At 72.5% G+C, this 18,834-nt stretch carries 16 protein-coding genes and 2 pseudogenes; 10 read left to right on the forward strand and 8 right to left on the reverse strand.

Annotated features, from left to right (window positions below; all coding sequences use genetic code 11):
• Positions 1–150: 150 nt before the first annotated feature.
• Positions 151–690 (reverse strand): RNA polymerase sigma factor, encoded by a 540-nt coding sequence (locus tag JNW89_RS07660; RefSeq protein WP_238448329.1) that lies wholly within the window; start codon positions 688–690, stop codon positions 151–153.
• A 241-nt stretch (positions 691–931) separates the two neighbouring features.
• Here JNW89_RS07660 and dnaE point away from each other — a divergent pair, with 241 nt between their 5' ends.
• Positions 932–4,465, forward strand: a complete 3,534-nt coding sequence (dnaE, locus tag JNW89_RS07665) for a DNA polymerase III subunit alpha (RefSeq protein WP_238448330.1) — start codon at positions 932–934, stop codon at positions 4,463–4,465.
• 85 nt (positions 4,466–4,550) lie between these two features.
• Here dnaE and JNW89_RS07670 read toward each other — a convergent pair whose 3' ends face one another.
• Positions 4,551–5,261, reverse strand: coding sequence for a response regulator (locus JNW89_RS07670; RefSeq protein ID WP_238448331.1), 711 nt, complete (start codon positions 5,259–5,261; stop codon positions 4,551–4,553).
• Positions 5,258–6,844 (reverse strand): sensor histidine kinase, encoded by a 1,587-nt coding sequence (locus JNW89_RS07675; RefSeq protein WP_238448332.1) that lies wholly within the window; start codon positions 6,842–6,844, stop codon positions 5,258–5,260. The genes JNW89_RS07670 and JNW89_RS07675 overlap by 4 nt, the downstream gene beginning before the upstream one ends.
• Before the next feature lie 114 nt (positions 6,845–6,958).
• On the opposite strand from JNW89_RS07675, the gene JNW89_RS36575 reads away from it, so the two are divergent.
• Genes JNW89_RS36575 through JNW89_RS36580 form a run of 3 tightly spaced genes read left to right on the forward strand, consistent with a single transcriptional unit; the run spans position 6,959 to position 8,348 of the window.
• Entirely contained in the window at positions 6,959–7,423 is a 465-nt protein-coding gene (locus JNW89_RS36575; protein WP_255540538.1) for a cation:dicarboxylate symporter family transporter, read from the forward strand.
• Positions 7,396–8,232, forward strand: coding sequence for a cation:dicarboxylate symporter family transporter (locus tag JNW89_RS07680; protein ID WP_309139960.1), 837 nt, complete (start codon positions 7,396–7,398; stop codon positions 8,230–8,232). The genes JNW89_RS36575 and JNW89_RS07680 overlap by 28 nt, the downstream gene beginning before the upstream one ends.
• The gene (locus JNW89_RS36580; protein ID WP_255540537.1) at positions 8,226–8,348 is read left to right on the forward strand and encodes a hypothetical protein; all 123 of its coding nucleotides are present in this window, start codon (positions 8,226–8,228) and stop codon (positions 8,346–8,348) included. The genes JNW89_RS07680 and JNW89_RS36580 overlap by 7 nt, the downstream gene beginning before the upstream one ends.
• Positions 8,349–8,418: 70 nt before the next feature.
• Here the strand turns inward: JNW89_RS36580 and JNW89_RS07685 are convergent, their stop codons facing one another.
• From JNW89_RS07685 to JNW89_RS07695, 3 genes are read right to left on the reverse strand one after another with little or no spacing between them, the layout of a single operon-like run.
• Complete coding sequence (locus JNW89_RS07685) at positions 8,419–8,862, reverse strand: SRPBCC domain-containing protein (protein WP_238448333.1); 444 nt, start codon at positions 8,860–8,862, stop codon at positions 8,419–8,421.
• A gap of 47 nt (positions 8,863–8,909) precedes the next feature.
• Positions 8,910–9,263, reverse strand: a complete 354-nt coding sequence (locus JNW89_RS07690; protein ID WP_309139959.1) for a metalloregulator ArsR/SmtB family transcription factor — start codon at positions 9,261–9,263, stop codon at positions 8,910–8,912.
• Positions 9,260–9,712 (reverse strand): SRPBCC family protein, encoded by a 453-nt coding sequence (locus JNW89_RS07695; RefSeq protein ID WP_238448334.1) that lies wholly within the window; start codon positions 9,710–9,712, stop codon positions 9,260–9,262. Before JNW89_RS07695 ends, JNW89_RS07690 begins: the two co-directional genes overlap by 4 nt.
• A 164-nt stretch (positions 9,713–9,876) precedes the next feature.
• Between JNW89_RS07695 and JNW89_RS07700 the strand changes: the two are divergent.
• From JNW89_RS07700 to JNW89_RS07710, 3 genes and pseudogenes are all read left to right on the forward strand, one after another.
• Positions 9,877–10,221: pseudogene (locus tag JNW89_RS07700) on the forward strand (NUDIX domain-containing protein); the annotation flags it as partial.
• Positions 10,222–10,461: 240 nt separating this feature from the next.
• On the forward strand, positions 10,462–11,904 hold the full coding sequence (locus tag JNW89_RS07705) for an NAD(P)/FAD-dependent oxidoreductase (protein WP_238448336.1): 1,443 nt from the start codon (positions 10,462–10,464) through the stop codon (positions 11,902–11,904).
• Between the two features lie 97 nt (positions 11,905–12,001).
• Positions 12,002–13,038: pseudogene (locus tag JNW89_RS07710) on the forward strand (aminotransferase class V-fold PLP-dependent enzyme).
• Positions 13,039–13,161: 123 nt separating this feature from the next.
• Here JNW89_RS07710 and JNW89_RS07715 read toward each other — a convergent pair.
• Positions 13,162–14,511, reverse strand: a complete 1,350-nt coding sequence (locus JNW89_RS07715; protein WP_238448337.1) for an NAD(P)/FAD-dependent oxidoreductase — start codon at positions 14,509–14,511, stop codon at positions 13,162–13,164.
• 320 nt (positions 14,512–14,831) lie between these two features.
• On the reverse strand, positions 14,832–16,004 hold the full coding sequence (locus JNW89_RS07720; RefSeq protein ID WP_238448338.1) for an acyl-CoA dehydrogenase family protein: 1,173 nt from the start codon (positions 16,002–16,004) through the stop codon (positions 14,832–14,834).
• A 100-nt stretch (positions 16,005–16,104) separates the two neighbouring features.
• Here JNW89_RS07720 and JNW89_RS07725 point away from each other — a divergent pair, with 100 nt between their 5' ends.
• The 3 genes from JNW89_RS07725 to JNW89_RS07735 form a co-directional block, all read left to right on the forward strand.
• Entirely contained in the window at positions 16,105–16,758 is a 654-nt protein-coding gene (locus JNW89_RS07725) for a TetR/AcrR family transcriptional regulator (RefSeq protein WP_238448339.1), read from the forward strand.
• A 44-nt stretch (positions 16,759–16,802) separates the two neighbouring features.
• Positions 16,803–18,245, forward strand: coding sequence for an aldehyde dehydrogenase family protein (locus tag JNW89_RS07730; protein WP_238448340.1), 1,443 nt, complete (start codon positions 16,803–16,805; stop codon positions 18,243–18,245).
• A partial coding sequence (locus JNW89_RS07735; RefSeq protein ID WP_238448341.1) for an alcohol dehydrogenase catalytic domain-containing protein occupies positions 18,242–18,834 on the forward strand: 593 nt, incomplete at its 3' end. The genes JNW89_RS07730 and JNW89_RS07735, both read left to right, overlap by 4 nt.

Consider the following 18,834-nt stretch of genomic DNA (forward strand, 5'->3'; position numbering starts at 1 on the left):
GTGGCCGCCGGGGGTCGGCGTCGCACCGGCAGCGGCGCGACCGGGGTCTGCCCCGCAGGCCGCCCACCGCCGCGAGCACGCCCAGCGTGGCCACTGGAACCATCCACCGGCGGGCGACGCGAGCAGGGCGGCGGCCCGGCGTGCCCGGTCTCAGTCACCGGACATCCGCTGCCGGACCTGCCGGCGGGCCAGGTGGACGCGGGACTTCGCGGTGCCCTCCGGCACGTCGAGCAGGGCGGCGATCTCGCGGTAGTTCAGCCCGAGCACGTCGCGCAGCGTCACCGCCTCGGCGAGTTCGGGGCGCACCGCGTCCAGCGCGTCGAGCAGGTCCAGCCGGGTGCCGGCGACCACGCTGGTGCGCCTCGGGTCGGGCTGATCGGGCAACGGCACGCCGCCGGACTCGACCAGCCAGCGCCGGCGCAGCGCCCGGTACGTCGACCGGGCCCGGTTGGCGGTGAGCCGGTAGAGCCAGGTGTGGAACGACGACCGGCCCTCGAAGCGGTCGATGCCCCGAGCGAGCGCGAGCAGGGCGTCCTGGCACGCCTCCTCGGCGTCCTCCCGGTGCGGCAGCAGGCGGGCGCAGAGCCGCAGCACCTCGGGACGCACGGCCGCCAGCAGCGCGTCGACCGCGCCCGGTTCGCCGCGCGCGGCCGCTCTGGCCAGGTCGTCGATGTCGTCCGCGAGAAGCATCACACCGTCCCCGGTCCTCGGTGCGCCGTGCCGTCCAGGCTACGGCGGCGCCGGCCTTCCCGGGCTTTCCGAGTCGGGCAGCCGACCCGGCCGCGACCGGCTCGGGCCGGCTCTCCGGGAGATCCACACCACCCGGCGGCGGTCTGTCCGCGCGGCTGCTGGAGCCGCCGGTGGGCCCGGGGATAGGGTGGGCCGACCGACTTCCGACCACCCATGAGACCGACCCGGGGGGGCGCCACGCATGGGCGATTCGTTCGCGCATCTGCACGTACACACCGAGTACTCGATGCTCGACGGGGCGGCCCGGCTCAAGGACCTCTTCGCCGAGGCGAACCGGCTCGGGATGCCGGCGGTGGCGATCACCGACCACGGCAACATGCACGGCGCGAACGACTTCTACAAGCAGGCGATGGCCGCCGGCATCACGCCGATCCTCGGCGTCGAGGCGTACGTCGCGCCGGAGTCGCGCTTCCACAAGGCGCGGGTCAAGTGGGGCCGGCCCGAGCAGAAGAGCGACGACGTCTCGGGTAACGGCGCCATCACCCACAAGACCATGTGGGCGAAGAACGCCACCGGCCTGAAGAACCTCTTCACCCTCAACTCACGCGCCTCCATGGAGGGCCACTACGTCAAGTGGCCCCGGATGGACATGGAGCTGATCGCCGAGCACGCCGAGGGCATCATGGCCACCACCGGCTGCCCCTCGGGAGCGGTGCAGACCCGGCTGCGGCTGGGCCAGTTCGACGAGGCGCTCAAGGTCGCCGCCAGCTATCAGGACATCTTCGGCAAGGAGAACTACTTCCTGGAGATCATGGACCACGGCCTCTCGATCGAGCGCCGGGTCCGTGACGGGCTCACCGAGATCGCTCGCAAGCTGGACATCCCGCCGGTGGTCACCAACGACTCGCACTACACCCACGAGGCCCAGGCCACCGCGCACGACGTGCTGCTCTGCGTGCAGACCGGCAGCAACATCGACGACCCGAACCGGTTCCGGTTCGAGGGCGGCGGCTACTTCATCAAGTCGGCCGAGCAGATGCGCGCGGTCGACTCCTCGGAGCTGTGGCAGCAGGGCTGCCGCAACACCCTGCTGGTCGCCGAGAAGGTCGACCCGACCGGGATGTTCGAGTTCCACAACCTGATGCCGCGCTTCCCGGTGCCCGAGGGGGAGACCGAGGAGTCCTGGTTCCGCAAGGAGACCTTCGCCGGCCTGGCCCGCCGCTACCCCGACGGGATCCCCGAGGGGCACATCGTGCAGGCCGAGTACGAGCTGGGCGTCATCAACCAGATGGGCTTCCCCTCGTACTTCCTCGTGGTCGCCGACTTCATCCAGTGGGCGAAGAGCCAGGGCATCGCGGTGGGCCCGGGCCGTGGCTCGGCCGCCGGCTCGCTGGTCGCGTACGCCCTGGGCATCACCGACCTGGACCCGATCCCGCACGGCCTGATCTTCGAGCGGTTCCTCAACCCCGAGCGCGTCTCGATGCCCGATGTCGACATCGACTTCGACGAGCGCCGGCGCGGTGAGGTGATCAAGTACGTCACCGACAAGTGGGGCGAGGACAAGGTCGCCCAGATCGCGACCTTCGGCACGATCAAGGCGAAGGCCGCGATCAAGGACTCGGCCCGGGTGCTCGGCTTCCCCTACGCGGTCGGCGACCGGATCACCAAGGCGATGCCGCCGGCGGTGATGGGCAAGGACATCCCGCTCTCCGGCATCTTCGACCCGAAGCACCCGCGCTACGCCGAGGCCGGCGAGATCCGTGGCCTCTACGAGTCCGACCCGGACGTCCGGAAGGTCATCGACACCGCGAAGGGCATCGAGGGGCTGATCCGGCAGACCGGCGTGCACGCCGCCGGCGTCATCATGTCCGCCGAGCCGATCATCGACCACATCCCGCTGATGCGCCGGGACGCCGACGGGGCGATCATCACCCAGTTCGACTACCCGACCTGCGAGTCGCTCGGGCTGTTGAAGATGGACTTCCTCGGCCTGCGCAACCTGACGATCATCGACGACGCGGTCAAGAACATCCAGCTCAACCACGGCCGGGAACTCGACCTGCTGGCCCTGCCGCTGGACGACCAGGCCGCGTACGACCTGCTGGCCCGGGGTGACACCCTCGGCGTGTTCCAGCTCGACGGCGGGCCGATGCGCTCCCTGCTGCGGCTGATGAAGCCGGACAACTTCGAGGACATCTCGGCCGTGCTGGCGCTGTACCGGCCCGGCCCGATGGGCGTCGACTCGCACACCAACTACGCGCTGCGCAAGAACGGCCTTCAGGAGATCACCCCGATCCACCCGGAGCTGGAGGAGCCGCTGCGGGAGATCCTGGCGCCCACCCACGGCCTGATCGTCTACCAGGAGCAGGTGCAGCGCGCCGCGCAGATCCTCGCCGGCTACACCCTGGGCCAGGCCGACCTGCTGCGCCGGGCGATGGGCAAGAAGAAGAAGGAGATCCTCGACAAGGAGTTCATCCCGTTCCGGGACGGCTGCCGCGAGCGCGGCTACTCCGACGAGGCGATCCAGGCGGTGTGGGACGTGCTGGTCCCGTTCGCCGGCTACGCCTTCAACAAGGCGCACTCCGCCGCGTACGGGCTGGTGTCGTACTGGACGGCGTACCTCAAGGCGCACTACCCGGCCGAGTACATGGCGGCGCTGCTCACCTCGGTCGGTGACGACAAGGACAAGATGGCGCTCTACCTGTCGGAGTGCCGCCGGATGCGGATCCAGGTCCTGCCGCCGGACGTGAACACCTCGGCCGGGCCGTTCACCCCGGTCGGCAAGGACATCCGCTTCGGCCTCGCCGCCGTCCGCAACGTCGGCGCGAACGTGGTGGCCGCGATCATGCGGTGCCGGGAGGAGAAGGGCGAGTACGCCGACTTCTACGACTTCCTGGCCAAGGTGGACGCGGTGGCCTGCAACAAGAAGACCATCGAATCCCTGATCAAGGCCGGCGCCTTCGACTCGCTCGGGCACACCCGCAAGGGCCTGCTCGCCGTGCACGCCGACGCCATCGACGCGTACGCCGACGTCAAGCGCAAGGAGGCGGTCGGCCAGTACGACCTCTTCGGCGCCGGCTTCGGCGATGCCGACACCGGCGGCAGCACCACGGTCATGCCGACCATCGGCGACAGCGAGTGGGACAAGCGGGACAAGCTCGCCTTCGAGCGGGAGATGCTCGGCCTCTACGTCTCCGACCACCCGCTCTTCGGCCTGGAGCACGTCCTCGGCGCGGCGGCGGACTGCACCATCGCTTCCCTCTCCGAGGAGGGCACCGTCCCGGACGGCGCGGTGGTCACCCTGGCCGGCATCCTCTCCGGCGTGCAGCGCCGGGTCACCAAGCAGGGCCGGGCCTGGGCCTCGGCCACCCTGGAGGACCTGGCCGGCGGCGTGGAGACGCTGTTCTTCCCGAACACCTACGAGGTGATCGGGCAGTACATCGCCGAGGACGCCATCGTGGTGGTCAAGGGCCGGGTGGACCGTCGCGACGACACGCCGCGGATCATGGCGATGGACATGTCCATGCCGGACGTCAGCAGCAACCCGGCCAACAAGCCGGTCACCCTCACCATCCCGGTGCACCGCTGCACGCCGCCGCTGGTGGAACGGCTCAAGGAGACCCTGGTGCTGCACCCCGGCGACACCGAGGTGCACGTCAAGCTGCTCAACGGCGGCAAGACCACCACGCTGCGGCTGGGCCCGTTCCGGGTGGCGGCGACCACCGCGCTGATGGGCGACCTGAAGAGCGTGCTCGGCCCGGCCAACGTGAGCTGACCCGGCCGGGGGACGTCGCGCCTCCGGTGGCGGGCCGCCGCTCGCCACCGCAGAGCACCGCGACCGGCCGCCGGCCGGGTGTCGGTCAGGTGGGCCGGTACTCGACCTCGGGGCGCCCGGGCGTGCCGTAGCGGGGGCTGCGGACCGCCCGGTCGATGGTCACCAGGTACTCCAGATAGCGGCGGGCGGTCACCCGAGAGATGCCGGTGCGCTGGCTCACCTCGGTCGCGGACAGCCCGGCCTCGGCGTCGGCGGGCGTGGCTCGCGGCCGGTCGGCCAGGGCGGAGAGCACCCGGTGCAGGGTGTGCACGTCCAGCCCCTTGGGCAGGGTGTGCGGGGCGGCACCGCGCAGGGTGGCGAACATCCGGTCCACCTCGTGCTGGGCGGCCACCTCGCCGTCGGCAAGCGCCTGCCGGCGGTAGTCGGCGTAGCGCTCCAGCTTGTCGCGGAAGGCCGCGAAGGTGAACGGCTTGAGCAGGTAGTGGGTCACCCCGAGGGAGACCGCGCTACGGACCACCGCCAGGTCCCGGGCCGAGGTCACCGCGAGCACGTCGACGCCGCTGCCCGCCGCTCGCAACGCCCGGCAGACGTCCAGGCCGTGCACGTCGGGCAGGCGGAAATCCAACAGCACCAGGTCGACGTCCGCGCCGCCGCGCCGGCGCAGCGACGCCATCGCCTCCCGACCGGTGTGCGCCACCCCGGCCACCACGAAACCCGGCACCCGCTCGGTGTACGCGGTGTGCGCCTCGGCCAGCAGCGGCTCGTCCTCGACCACCAGCACCCGGATGTCGTTCATCGGGCCTCGCCGCCTTCGACCGGCAGTCGGACGGTGAACAGGCTGCCGCCGTCGTTCGAGCGGTCGACCTCGTAGCTGCCCCCGTGCCGGCGGACCACCTGCCCGACCAGCGCCAGGCCGAGGCCGCGGCCGGCGCTCTTGGTGGACCAGCCGCGCCGGAACGCGTCGTTCACCCGCTCCGGGTCCAGTCCCGGGCCGTTGTCATCGACCCGGACCACCAGTTCGCCGTCGACCGCGCCGACGAAGACCTGGACCCGCCGGGGCGGCGGGTTGCCGGCGACCGCCTCCAGCGCGTTGTCCACCAGGTTGCCGACCACGGTGAGCAGGTCGGCGCTGGGCAGGGGGCTGCCGTCGAGCCGGCACTCCGGGTCGATCACCAGGTCCACGCCGCGTTCACCGGCCCGGGCCGACTTGCCGAGCAGCAGGGCGGCCAGCGCCGGCTCGGTCACCGCGCCGACCACCCGGTCGGTGAGCTGCTGCGCCGCGGCCAGGTCCCGGGTGGCCAGGCGAACCGCCTCGTCGGTACGGCCCAGCTCCACGAGAGTCAGCACGGTGTGCAGCCGGTTGGCCGACTCGTGGGTCTGCGCCTGCAACGCCTCGGTCAACGCGCGTACCGAGTCGAGTTCGCTGGCGAGCGTGCGCAGCTCGGTCTGGTCGCGCAGGGTGAGCACCGTGCCGAGCGCGACGCCCTCGAAGCGGGCGGTCCGCTGGTTGGCGACCAGCACCCGGTCACCAGCCAGGACGGGTTCGTCGCGGGCGTCCCGGGCCGACGTCAGCAGCTCGGCCACCGCGGGCGGCAGGTCGATCCCGGCCACCGGCCGGTCGGTCAGCGGCGCGTCGACGTCCAGCCCGAGCAGCCGGCGGCCCTCGTCGTTGACCAACGCCACTCGGCGGTCGGTGGTCAGTACCAGCAGGCCTTCCCGCACCGAGTGCAGCACCGCGTCGTAGTACTCGTACATCCGGGTCATCTGGGCCGGCCCGAGGCCGTGCGTCTGCCGACGCAGCCGACGGCTGAGCAGCCAGGAGCCGGTGGCCGCGAGGGCGAGCGCCGGTGCGGCGACGCCGAGCAGCACCGGCCACTGGCCGAGCAGCTTGCGATCGATCGCCTCGGTGGTGATGCCGACCGAGACCAGGCCGACGATCCGCTCGTCGTCGTACACCGGCACCACCGCGCGCACCGACTCGCCGAGCGTGCCCACGTTGGTGGTGGTGAATGGCCGGCCGGCCAGAGCCGGCGCGATGTCGCCGACGAACGGCTGGCCGATCCGGTGCGGGTGCGGGTGCGAGTAACGGGTGCGGTCGGGCGCCATCACCACCACGAAGTCGGTGCCGGTCGCCACCCGGGTGGACTCCGCGTACGGCTGGAGGGCGGCGCTGGGGTCGGCGCTGCGCAGCGCCGCGCGGACGTCGGGGGAGCTGGCGACGGTCTGCGCCACCGCGAGCACCTCCTCCTGCGCCGCCTGACGGGAGTCACTGCGGGCCAACCAGGCGGCCCCGGCGGCGCCGGCCAGGACGAGCAGGGTCACCACCACGGCCTGGAGAGCGAACAGTTGCCCCGCGATGCTCCACTGCCGCCGGGCCATGTTTCCCCTCCTCGTCCGCGCCATCGTCACCGGCACGCGTCGCGCGTGCTCCGACGGGATGAACAGAATGACCGCAAGGCTGCCTTGGGGTGAGACGCGCTTCACATTGTCGACATGGACACCACCACATCCACCATCACACCGTCACCCCCGGTCCGTCGGGACCGTACCCGTTACCTCTACCTGGCCGTCATCGTGGCCGTGCTGGCCGGCGTCGTGGTCGGCCTCGCCGCCCCCGAGGTCGGCAAGGAACTCAAGCCGCTCGGAACCGGCTTCGTCAACCTGATCAAGATGATGATCAGCCCGGTCATCTTCTGCACCATCGTGCTCGGCGTCGGCTCGGTCCGACAGGCGGCGAAGGTCGGCAAGGTCGGCGGCCTCGCCCTCGGCTACTTCCTGGTCATGTCGACCGTCGCGCTCGCCATCGGCCTGGTGGTCGGCAACCTCGTCCACCCCGGCTCCGGGCTCGACCTGGGGCAGGACCTCGCCGGCTCGGGCAAGGCCGCGCCGGCGACGAGGCCGGCGGGACCGTCGACTTCCTGCTCGGAGTCATCCCGACCACGCTCTTCTCCGCGCTGACCGAGGGGGAGGTGCTGCAGACGCTGCTCGTGGCGCTGCTGGTCGGCTTCGCCGTGCAGAGCCTGGGCCGGCGCGGCGAGCCGGTGCTGACCGCCGTGGGCCTGCTCCAGCGGGTGGTCTTCAAGGTGCTCGCCATGATCATGTGGCTGGCCCCGATCGGCGCGTTCGGCGCCATCGCCGCCGTGGTCGGCGCCACCGGGATGGACGCGCTGACGAGCCTGGCGCAGATCATGCTCGGCTTCTACGCGACCTGTCTGATCTTCGTGCTGGTGGTGCTGGGTGCGCTGCTGTGGTTCGTGGCCCGGATCTCGATCTTCTCGCTGCTGCGCTACCTGGGCCGGGAGTTCCTGCTGATCCTGTCGACCTCGTCCTCGGAGTCGGCGCTGCCGCGGCTGATCGCGAAGATGGAGCACGTCGGGGTGAGCAAGCCGGTGGTCGGCATCACGGTGCCGACCGGGTACTCGTTCAACCTGGACGGCACGGCGATCTACCTGACCATGGCGTCGCTGTTCATCGCCGACGCGCTGGGCGAGCCGCTGTCGATCGGCGAGCAGGTGTCGCTGCTGCTGTTCATGGTCATCGCGTCGAAGGGCGCCGCCGGGGTGACGGGCGCCGGGCTGGCCACGCTTGCCGGTGGGCTCCAGTCGCACCGTCCGGACCTGGTCGACGGGGTCGGTCTGATCGTGGGGATCGACCGGTTCATGTCGGAGGCGCGGGCGCTGACCAACTTCGCCGGCAACGCGTCGCGACCGTGCTGGTCGGGACCTGGACGGGGGAGTTCGACCGGGACCGGGCCGGTCGGGTGCTGAGCGGCGACGACCCGTTCGACGAGTCGACCATGCTCGATGAGGACGCCGACGAGGGCGAGCCCGCCACCCGGCGGCCGGCCGACGAGTCGACCGCCCCGGCCGCCGTACCGGCCTGACGCCGCCGCGGAACCACCAGGGGCCGCGCCGGCGCTCGGCCGGCGCGGCCCCTCGTGACCGAGCGGATCCTCAGTCCCAGCTGTCGATCTTGACGTCGTGGGGATGCGGAGCGCCCTTTCCGGTCTCGATCAGCGACTTCAGGCTCAGCAGGTAGACCGCCCACTTGGTGCTGCAGTGGTGCATGAAGTCCACCGGCTCCTTCCAGCCCCGGTGGCTGAAGAGCACGACGGTGTAGTCGTCGACCTGCGCGAGGCGCCAGTCCACCTGCGTGCCGATCCACTCGTCGGGTCCGTCGACCACCTCCCACAGCACGCGCCTGCCGGGGTCGAGCTCGAGGACCTTCATGTCGAATCCGCCGGCGGCGAACCGGAACTGGAGCACGCCACCGACACCGTCGCCGACGGCTTGGGTGTTGGTCGTCCACCAGCCGGCGAGTCCCTCGACGGTGGTCAGGGCCGTGTAGACCTCGGCCGTGGACGACGGGATTCCGACTTTGTGCAGGATGTCCACCATGTTCGATTCCTCTTTCCGGTGTCGGTTCTCGGATGACCCTCGCGACGTCACCGCTGGATGCCGCGCTGGTCCTTCGTCTGCTGGACGGCCTCGGCGATCCGCTTGATGCGCCGGAGCCGGCCGTCCCACGCCGCTCCGACCGAGGACAGTTGCGCGACCGCCCGGGCGAGCTGCGCTTCGTCCACCCGGTACCTCCGCTCGCGCCCGGCGGGGGTGGAGCGCACCAGGCCCACCCGGTCGAGCACGCCGAGATGTTTCGCGATGGCCTGCCGTGTCACCGGCAGCCGCTCACTGAGGCTGGTGGCCGTGCCGTCGCCGTCCGCCAGGAGCAGGTCGAGCATCCGCCGACGGGTCGGATCCCCCACCGCGGACCACAGGTCGTCGTCGACGGCGGAGGTCACCGGGTCGACACCAGCCGGGCGAGGTACTCCCCGAGCCGGGGGACGAAGGTGTCCCAGCCGGCGACGTGGTCGCGGTACACCTCCTCCAGCTTCGCGGCCTCCCAACCCATCTCCCGGAACCCGGTCTCGGTGAGCCGGATCCTGGTGCCCGTGCCCGACGGGGTGAGTTCGAAGGTGACCAGCAGCGAGGTGGCCGGGTCGTCGACCCTGCCCTCGGCGTGACACCAGCGGAACGAGAACAGTCGAGGCGGCTCGGCGTTCACCACGACCATCGGGACGACCTGTGCCCGGTCGCCCCAGACGAGCTCACCGACCGCGCCGGGAGTCGCCTCGAAGTCGGCGTCGTCGGTCCACCACTGCGAGATGTGCTCGGGGCTGCTGACGACCTCGAAGACCACCTCCGGCGAGGCGTCGACGTGGATCTCTCGTTCGATGCTGCCGTACTCCATGCTCTGCCACCCCTGATATGCAACCGTTGGTTGCACATCACGCTAGCCGACCCGCCTGCCGTCGCGCAACCATTGGTTGCTTTTTCGTGGAGGAGCAACCGCCCCGGAGCCGGTGGACCGCACACGGTCAGCGCGGGAGGCAACCGGCATGGCACGGTTTCGGGATGGCAAGCTATGACGTCGCGCTCGTCCTGCTCGTCGATTCCTCGGGCGCGATCCTTCTGCAGCATCGCGACGAGCACACCTCCGCCTCGCCGAACCAGTGGAGTCTGCCCGGCGGCCACCTTGAACCCGGCGAGACGCCGGAGGAGGCCGCCCGCCGGGAACTGCTGGAGGAAACCGGCCTCACCGCCGGCGAGCTGCACCTGCTCTGGACCGGCCCGCGCCCGTACGAGGAGGGCTTTCCGCACACGGTCACGGTCCACGTCTTCCGCGGCACCACCGACGCACGCCAGGAGGACGTGGTGCTCGGTGAGGGCGGGGCAATGGTCTTCGTCCCCCGCCACGAGGCACTCGATCGGGAGCTGGCGGTCACCACCGGGCTGGTCCTACCCCTTCACCTCGACGCCGCCCAGGAGGGTGGAGCGGGTGGAGTGGGCCAGGCGAGCGGGTCTCCCGCGAGCGCGGCGTCGGCGAGGCGGTGAGCAGCGGCGGTCCTGAGAGCCGCGGCGGTTGACCAATGACGGCGGGGACTCCGGTGGCTACGGTCGTGGGTGCCGAGGTTTCCCGACCACTCGAGGAGTGATCGTATGCCCCCCTCTCCGTCCCGGCTCTTCGCGGAGATCGCGACCGCCGAGCGGCCGGCTCGGACCACAGTGGTCATGCGTCGTGCCGTGGTGCTGGGCGGCAGCATCGCCGGACTGATGGCGGCTCGGGTGTTGAGTGACCACGCCGAGGAGGTGCTGATCATCGAACGCGACCCGTCCGACGTGGATGACGGGCCCCGGCCGGGCGTGCCGCAGGGCAGCCAGGTGCACGCGCTGCTGCCCGCCGGTCAGATCCAGTTGGAACGGTGGTTTCCCGGCATCGTCGACGAGGCGCACGCGCTCGGTGCCCCGCCGCCGCCCAGCGACGAGGGCGCGGCGAAGATCTTCGTGAACGGTGTGCTGGGGCTGCCGCCGGCACCGTCCGGCACCGGTCCGACGCTGATCACCACGCGACCGTTCCTCGAGGCGCTGGTCCGGCGGCGGACCCTCGCCGTGGCCAACATCCGGATGGTGTACGGCCGGGCGGACGGTTTGGTCCTCGCCGACCGGCGCGTCACCGGCGCCCGGTACGTGCCCGAGGGCGGTGGTGAGCCGGTGGTCGAACCGGCGGACTTGGTGGTCGACGCGATGGGACGGTCCAGCCGGCTGAGCGACTGGCTGGCCGACAACGGGTGGCCCCGCCCGCCGATGCAGCGGATGCCGATCAAACTGAACTACGCGACCGCGCTCTTCACGCAGGACGAGAAGGTCAGCGACGCCTGGGTGGTGGTCTACCACACCATGGCCGGCAAGGGCCGTACCGCTCGGATCGGTGGGATCAACTCGGTCGAGGGGGACCGCTGGATCATGTTGGTGGCCGGCTACGACGAGGACCGGCCCAGCCGCGACGTCGCCGACTTCACCGCCCGCTGCCGGGAGCACTATCCGCAGATGTTCGGTGACATCGCGGAGTACGGCGAGATGCTCGGCGGCGTGGTCACGTACCACCAGGCCGACAGCCGGCGCCGGGACTTCCACAAGCTCGACCGGATGCCCGCCGGACTGGTCGCCGCCGGGGACGCGATCGCCTCCTTCAACCCGGTGTACGGCCAGGGCATGACCTCCGCGATGCTGCACGCCTCCTGCCTGTCGGCGTACCTCCGGTCGAGCCCGAACCCGCACGAGGAGCCGGCGCGGGCATACTTCGATCGGGTCCGGGTGATCGTCGATGCCGCCTGGCAGACCTCCACCACCGCCGACATCGAGCTTCCACACGTCGACGGGCCGTACCCGCCGGGGTACCGGGTCACCAAGTGGTTCGGTGACCTGCTCTTCCGGACCTCGCAGACCGATCCGGTGCTCAACGCCCGGCTGGGCCGGGTCACCACCATGCTCGACCATCCGGCGACGCTGAGCCGGCCCGGCACCCTGCTCCGGGCGCTCCGGCTCGGCCTGTTCCGGCGCCGTGCCGCCACCGGACCGGCCAACGACCTCCGGCAGTCCTAGCAGTCGCCGGACCGGTCGGTGCGTGCCGATGTGCCGCAGGCCGCCGGTCGCCGATTGGCCGTGCCCATCCGACGCCACCCCGCCTAGCGTCGGTGCCGTGGACATCGAGCAGGCGCAGCAGTTGTGGAAGCCGGAGCCCGGCTGGTTGAACACCGCCTCCTACGGGCTTCCGCCCGAGCCGGCCTGGACGGCGTTGCAGGAGGCGCTGGCCGCCTGGCGGACCGGGAGCAGCTCCTGGGAGGGCTGGGGGCGAGTCGGTGGACCGGGCCCGGGTCGCGTTCGCCGGTCTGGTCGGCGTACCGGCCGGGGACGTGGCGGTCGGCGCGGCCGTGTCCCAGCTCCTCGCACCCGTCGCGGCGGCCCTGCCGGCGGGCGCGAACGTGGTGGTCCCCGAGGTCGAGTTCACCTCGAACCTGTTTCCGTGGCTGGCTCAGGAGGAGCGCGGCGTCCGGGTCCGCACCGTGCCGCTGGCGGGGCTGGTCGACGCGATCGACGCCGACACCGATCTGGTCGCGTTCAGCCTGGTGCAGTCCGCCGACGGCGCCGTGGCGGCGTACGACGAGATCGTGGCCGCGGCCCGGGCGCACGGTGCGCTGGTCGCGGTGGACGCGACCCAGGCGTGTGGTTGGCTGCCGTTCGACGGGAGGCGGGCCGACGTGGTGGCGGTGGCCGGGTACAAGTGGCTGATGGGCCCGCGCGGCTGCGCGTACGCCTACCTGGCGCCCGAGCTGCGCGAGCGGCTGCGTCCGGACGCCGCCGGCTGGTACGCGGGCGCGACCCGCACGCCTCCTACTACGGCCCCCCGCTGCGGCTGGCCGACGACGCCCGCCGGTTCGACATCTCGCCCGCCTGGTTCAGCTGGGTCGGCGCGGCGCCGGCACTGGAGGTGGTCGCCGAGATCGGCGTGCCGGCGATCCGGGCGCACGACGTGGCGCTGGCCAACCGGTTCCTGGCCGGGCTGGGTCGCCGCCGGGGGAGAGCGCCATCGTCGCCGTCGACGTGCCCGACGCCGAGCAGCGGCTGGAGCGGGCCGGAATCCGGGCGGCGGTGCGCGCCGGGCGGGTCCGCGCCTCCTTCCACGTGTACTCCACCGAGGCCGATGTGGACGCCGCCCTGACGGCGCTGACCGGCTGAGCCGGCTCAGGTCACGCGGCGGGCGAGCGTGCGGGTGGGCGGCTATCATCGCCACCCACCCGCGCGGTCCGGCTCACCGGGCCGCCAACTCCTCGACCCGAGCCGCCGGCTCCTCGACCCTCGTCATCGGCTCCGGACGGGCCGGCTGAGGCGCGCCGCGCCGGCCGACCAGAGCACCCGGGCGACGATGTCCGGCGCGAAGAGCCCCGGCGGCGGCGTCATCAGGTTCGCGACGCTCAGGAAGCGCCGCCCGACCGCGGGGTGCCGCGCGGCGGCGGCGTGCAGCCGGGTGACGTACCCGTTGAGGAAACGGGTCCGGCGGCTGCGCGGCCCGACGATCGTGGGGTGGCGCAGGTCCGCGCCGACGGCCATGTCCCACGGCACGTCCACCACCTTCGCCGCGCCGGCGAAGAAGCGGCGGGGCAGATCCCGCCGGCCCTGCCGGAGGCAGTCGCGCAGCACCATGGCCTCCACCGCGGCCACCGTCATGCCCTGCCCGTACGCCGGGTTGAAGCTGCACATCGCGTCGGCGACCGCGATGAAGCCCGCCGGCAGGCGGGTGAGGTGCTCGTAGCGGCGGCGCACGCTGGTGGGCAGCCGCATCCGCTTGGGCGGGCCGAGCGGCTCCGCTCGGCTCAGCAGCGCGTGCAGCTCCGGGGCGGGCAGCCGCCCGGCGAAGGCGAGGTAGCCCTCATCGTCGGTGGGCGGGGCCTGGTCCGGGCCGACGCCCAGCAGAGTGACCATCCACCGGTCGCCCTCCGCCGAGATGGCCACCCCGCCGTACGGGGCGGCCGGCGACGGGCTGCTGATGAAGGCGGACCAGTTGGTCTCGCCGGGGATGCGGCGGTAGTCGCGGGAGACGTACACCGTCCGGGGGTCCACCCGGTCCTCGACGGGCGGCTGGTAGCCCAGTTCGGCGAGCCAGGTGGGGCCCCGGTTGCCGCGGCCGGTCGCGTCCACGACCAGGTCGGCGTCGTGGTGCTCCTCCGCGCCACCCCGGGGCAGGATGCGTGCGCCGGTGACGGTGCCACCGTCGGCGAGCAGCCCCAACGCCTCGCACCGGTCCCGGATCTCCACGCCGGGCACTGTCCGGACCCGGTCCCGGACGTACGCCTCCAGGGCGCGCCGGCTGACGCAGAGCCCCGCCAATCCCGAGGCGACCCGGGGGATCCGGTGGCCGTCGTTGACCCAGAGGCAGTCCCGCTGGATGTCGATGGCGGCGGCCCCCTGGGCGGTGAGGTCGGCGGTCAGGCCGGGGAAGAGCTCCTCGAGGACCTGGCGGCCCCGGGCGAGCAGCCCGTGCGAGTGCTCGCTCTGCGGCACGCCCTTGCGGTCGGCGGCCTCCGTCGGCAGCTCGTCGCGATCAAAGACGATCACCTTCGGGTACGACTCGCTGAGCACCCGCGCGGCGAGCAGGCCGCCGATGCTGCCGCCGAGGACGATCGCCTGCCCGGTCTCATGGGTGGTGGACACGGTTGACTCCGTTCATCAAATGGATGTCAACAGTGAGCGGCATGGCACCACCGCGGCGAAAGCGAATTGGCGGACGGCTAGCTGACAGTCGATTTCCCGCCGGCCGTCCTGCCCTTTCGGATCTGCCGGCAGCTCCATTCCCGGCAGGCAAAAAGGCCTGCTCAGGACGCGTCTCCGGGGTCCGCCGCCGGAATGGTGACCGATGTCTCAGTCGTCTACCGGTCACCATTCATCGACGGTCGGCGCACCGAAAGGATGACGGGCCGACCTGGCCGATCAGGCCACCCGGTCAGGCGGAAGGAAGGAAAGTCGGCGCGGACTCAGGCCAGGTGACCGCCGATCTTCGTGTACCCGCGCAGCAGGTCCCGCGAGATGATCAGCCGCTGCATCTCATCGGTGCCCTCGAAGATCCGGTAGAGCCGCACCTGCCGGTACCAGCGCTCGACCGGCAGTTCGCGGGTGTAGCCCATGCCGCCGTGGATCTGGAGCACCCGGTCCACCACCCGGTTGACCATGCCGGCGCCGTAGAGCTTGCCCATCGAGGAGGCGTGCCGCGGGTCCATGCCCTGGTCGACCGTCCAGGCGGAGCGCAGCACCAGCCAGCGGGCCGCCTCCAGCTCGGTCTCCGAGTCGGCGATCATCCACTGGATGGCCTGGTTGGTGCCGATCTTCGCGCCGAAGGTCTCCCGGGTGTTGGCGTAGTCGATGGCCATCTGCAACGCCCGCTCGGCGATGCCGATGGCGTGCGACGGGATGGTGTAGCGGCCCTTGCCGATCCACTCCATGCCCAGCGTGAAGCCCTGGCCGATCTCGCCGAGGATGTTGCGGTGCGGCACCCGTACGCCGTCGAAGATCAGCGACGCCGGCCCGCCCTCGCCCATCGTCTGGATGAACTCCGAGCGCCAGCCCATCGCCCGGTCCACCAGGAACGCGGTCGCCCCGCCGTTGCGGGCGCCCTTCTCCCGGTCGGTCACCGCGACCACGATGGCGAAGTCGGCGTCGTTGCCGTTGGTGATGAAGGTCTTCTCGCCGTCGAGGATCCAGTCGTCGCCGTCGCGCCGGGCCGCCAGCCGGATGTTCGCCGCGTCCGACCCGGCGCCCGGCTCGGTGATGGCGAAGCAGGAGATCCGCTCGCCCTCGATGGTGGGCAGCAGGAACTCGCGCTTCTGCTCCTCGGTGGCGTGGAAGAGGATGTTGTCGGCCTCGCCGCCGAAGCGGAACGGCACGAACGTGCGCCCCAGCTCCGTCCAGATCAGCGACTGCATGACGGCGGGCAGGTCCATCCCGCCGTACTCCTCGGGGGTGGCCAGCCCCCAGAAGCCGAACTTCTTCGCCTTCTGCTGGAGCTCGCGCAACTCGTCGCGGGTCACGCCGGGCTGGTGCGCGCGCTCGCGGCGCAGCACCTCCTGCTCCAGTGGCATCACCTCCCGGGTGATGAACGACCGGACGGTGTCCCGGATCGCCCGCTCCTCGTCGGTCAGTGAGAAGTCCATGCTGGTCCCTTCCGCCGTGGTGGTGGCCGTCCCGGATAAACTAGCGGTGTAAGTTTTGTGTCGTCCAGACCCCCGCCGGTCCAGATCCCGAGGAGTCCATGTGCCCCGACCCCGGCAGCCGGTGCTCACCCGGGAGCGGATCGTCGCCGCGGCCCTGGCGCTGATCGACGCCGACGGGCTGGGCGCCTTCTCCACCCGCCGGCTCGCCGCCGCGCTCGGCGTACGCGGGCCGTCGCTCTACAACCACTTCGCCAGCCGCGAGGCCATCCTGGACGCGGTCGCCGACAGCGTCACCGCCGCCGTGGACACCGGCGCCTTCGCCCGCCACGACTGGCGCGAGGCGCTGCGCCGCTGGGCCTGGTCGTACCGGGCGGCGCTGACCGCGCACCCGAACGTCGTGCCCTACCTGGCCCAGGGTCCGGGGCGGCGACCGGCCGCGCTGGCCATGGCCGACGCCGTCTACGGGGCACTGGTCAAGGCCGGCTGGCCGCCGGCCCGGGCCACCCACGTCGGCGCGGCGATGCGGTACTTCGTCGCCGGGTCGGCGCTCGGCTCGTTCGCCCGCGGCTTCGTCGAGGATCCGGAGCTGTACGCCGCGCACTACCCGCACCTGGGCCAGGCGCACCGGCTCGCCGAGCACCAGCGCAGCGTGGACGAGGGCGCCTTCGCCCTCGGCCTGGACGCGCTGCTGGACGGCCTCGCCGCCGAACACCGGCGCGTACTCGCGGTGGAACCGCCCGGGACGAACGGGTAGCGTCAAAACTCCCAGCGCTAGTTTCCTCACCCCCGAAGGACGACATGGATCTCGCCGCCGCGCCCCCCGCGCTCCTGGTCCGCCGTCACCTCTACCTCGGCGGCGGCTGGGCCGACCCGACCGGGAACGAGCCGATCGACGTGGAGAACCCGGCCACCGGGGAGACCATCGGTCAGGTGCCCGCCGGCACCCCGGCCGACGTCGACCGGGCCGTCGCCGCCGCCCGGGCCGCCTTTCCCGGCTGGTCGGCCACCGCACCGGCCGAGCGCGCCGCCCACCTCGACCGGCTGCTCGCCGCGCTGACCGCCCGCGCCGAGGACGTCGCCCGGACCGTCGCGCTCGAACTCGGCACCCCGCTCAAGCTGGCCGCCCGGGTGCAGACCGGCCTGCCGCTGACCGTGCTGCGCGACTGCGTCGAGCTGGCCGCCCGGCCGCCCGCCGAGGAGACGATCGGCAACTCGCTCGTCGTCCGCGAACCGGTCGGCGTGGTCGGCGCGATCACCCCGTGGAACTACCCGTTGCACCAGGTCGTCGCCAAGCTGGCTCCCGCCCTGGCCGCCGGCTGCACCGTGGTGCTCAAGCCCAGCGAGCTGACCCCGCTGACGGCGTACCTGCTCTTCGACGCGGTCGCCGAGGCCGGGCTGCCCGCCGGTGTGGTCAACCTGGTCCCCGGCACCGGGCCGGTGGTCGGCGAGGCCCTGGCCGCCCACCCCGACGTGGACATGGTCTCGTTCACCGGGTCCACCGCCACCGGCCGCCGGATCGCCCACCTCGCCGCCGACCGGATCGCCCGGGTGGCCCTGGAGCTGGGCGGCAAGTCGGCCAACCTGATCCTCGCCGACGCCGACCTGCCCACCGCCGTCAAGGTCGGGGTGGGCAACGCGCTGCTCAACTCCGGGCAGACCTGCACCGCGTGGACCCGGATGCTGGTCCACCGCGACCGGTACGACGAGGCACTCGACCTGGTCGCCCGGGCCGCCGCGGCGTACCGGCCGGGGGATCCGTTCGACCCGGACACCCGGCTCGGCCCGCTGGTCTCCGCCGCCCAGGCCGAGCGGGTGCGCGGCCATGTCGACCGCGCCCTCGCCGACGGGGCGCGCCTCGTCTGCGGTGGCCCGGACGCCCCGCTGCCGCCCCGGGGGCACTTCGTCGCCCCGACCGTGCTGGCCGACGTGCACCCCGACAGCGCGCTCGCCCAGGAGGAGGTCTTCGGCCCGGTGCTCGCCGTCATCCCGTTCGGCGACGACGACGAGGCCGTCGCCATCGCCAACAACTCCCGCTACGGCCTGGCCGGCGCGGTCTGGTCCGCCGACGCCGACCGCGCGCTGGCGGTGGCCCGGCGGCTGCGCACCGGCCAGGTGGACGTCAACGGCGGCGGGTTCAACCCGCGGGCGCCGTTCGGCGGCTACAAGCAGTCCGGCCTGGGCCGGGAGCTGGGCCCGTACGGCATCGACGAGTTCCGCGAGATCAAGGCGATCCAGCGGTGAGGGCGCTGGTCGCCCGCGCGCCCGGCGCGCCGCTGCGCGTCGAGGAGATCCGCCTGCCCGCGCCCGGTCCCGGCGAGCTGCGGGTCCGGGTCCGCGCCGCCGGCGTCTGCCACTCCGATTTGTCCATGGTCAACGGCACCCTCGCGCCCGCGTACCCGCTGGTGCTCGGGCACGAGGCGGCCGGCGTGGTGGTCGAGGCCGGCCCCAGCGCCGCCGTGCCGGTCGGCACGCAGGTGGTGCTCAACTGGGCGCCCGCCTGCCGGCGCTGCTGGCACTGCCGGCACGGCGAGCCGTGGCTCTGCGCCGCCAACACCGCCCCGGCGGTGCCGCGCGGCGAGACCGCCGACGGTGAGGCGTTGCACGTCACGCTCGGGCTCGGCGCGTTCGCCGAGGAGGTGGTGGTGCCCGAGGCCGCCGTGGTCGCGGTCCCCGACGACCTGCCGCCGGAGCGGGGCCGCCCTGCTCGGCTGCGCCGTGCTCACCGGCACGTGCCCGAGGCCGCCGTGGTCGCGGTCCCCGACGACCTGCCGCCGGAGCGGGCCGCCCTGCTCGGCTGCGCCGTGCTCACCGGCACCGGCGCGGTCCGCAA

The sequence above is a fragment of the Micromonospora sp. 4G55 genome (assembly GCF_016803375.1).

Bases quoted from the DNA above. Each gene is read 5' to 3' on its own strand.
- JNW89_RS07660 (WP_238448329.1), bottom strand. From the start codon at position 690: ATGCTTCTCGCGGACGACATCGACGACCTGGCCAGAGCGGCCGCGCGC.
- JNW89_RS36575 (WP_255540538.1), top strand. From the start codon at position 6,959: ATGGACACCACCACATCCACCATCACACCGTCACCCCCGGTCCGTCGG.
- JNW89_RS07685 (WP_238448333.1), bottom strand. From the start codon at position 8,862: ATGGTGGACATCCTGCACAAAGTCGGAATCCCGTCGTCCACGGCCGAG.
- JNW89_RS07670 (WP_238448331.1), bottom strand. From the start codon at position 5,261: ATGAACGACATCCGGGTGCTGGTGGTCGAGGACGAGCCGCTGCTGGCC.
- JNW89_RS07675 (WP_238448332.1), bottom strand. From the start codon at position 6,844: ATGGCCCGGCGGCAGTGGAGCATCGCGGGGCAACTGTTCGCTCTCCAG.
- JNW89_RS07705 (WP_238448336.1), top strand. From the start codon at position 10,462: ATGCCCCCCTCTCCGTCCCGGCTCTTCGCGGAGATCGCGACCGCCGAG.
- JNW89_RS07695 (WP_238448334.1), bottom strand. From the start codon at position 9,712: ATGGAGTACGGCAGCATCGAACGAGAGATCCACGTCGACGCCTCGCCG.
- JNW89_RS07730 (WP_238448340.1), top strand. From the start codon at position 16,803: ATGGATCTCGCCGCCGCGCCCCCCGCGCTCCTGGTCCGCCGTCACCTC.
- JNW89_RS07720 (WP_238448338.1), bottom strand. From the start codon at position 16,004: ATGGACTTCTCACTGACCGACGAGGAGCGGGCGATCCGGGACACCGTC.
- dnaE (WP_238448330.1), top strand. From the start codon at position 932: ATGGGCGATTCGTTCGCGCATCTGCACGTACACACCGAGTACTCGATG.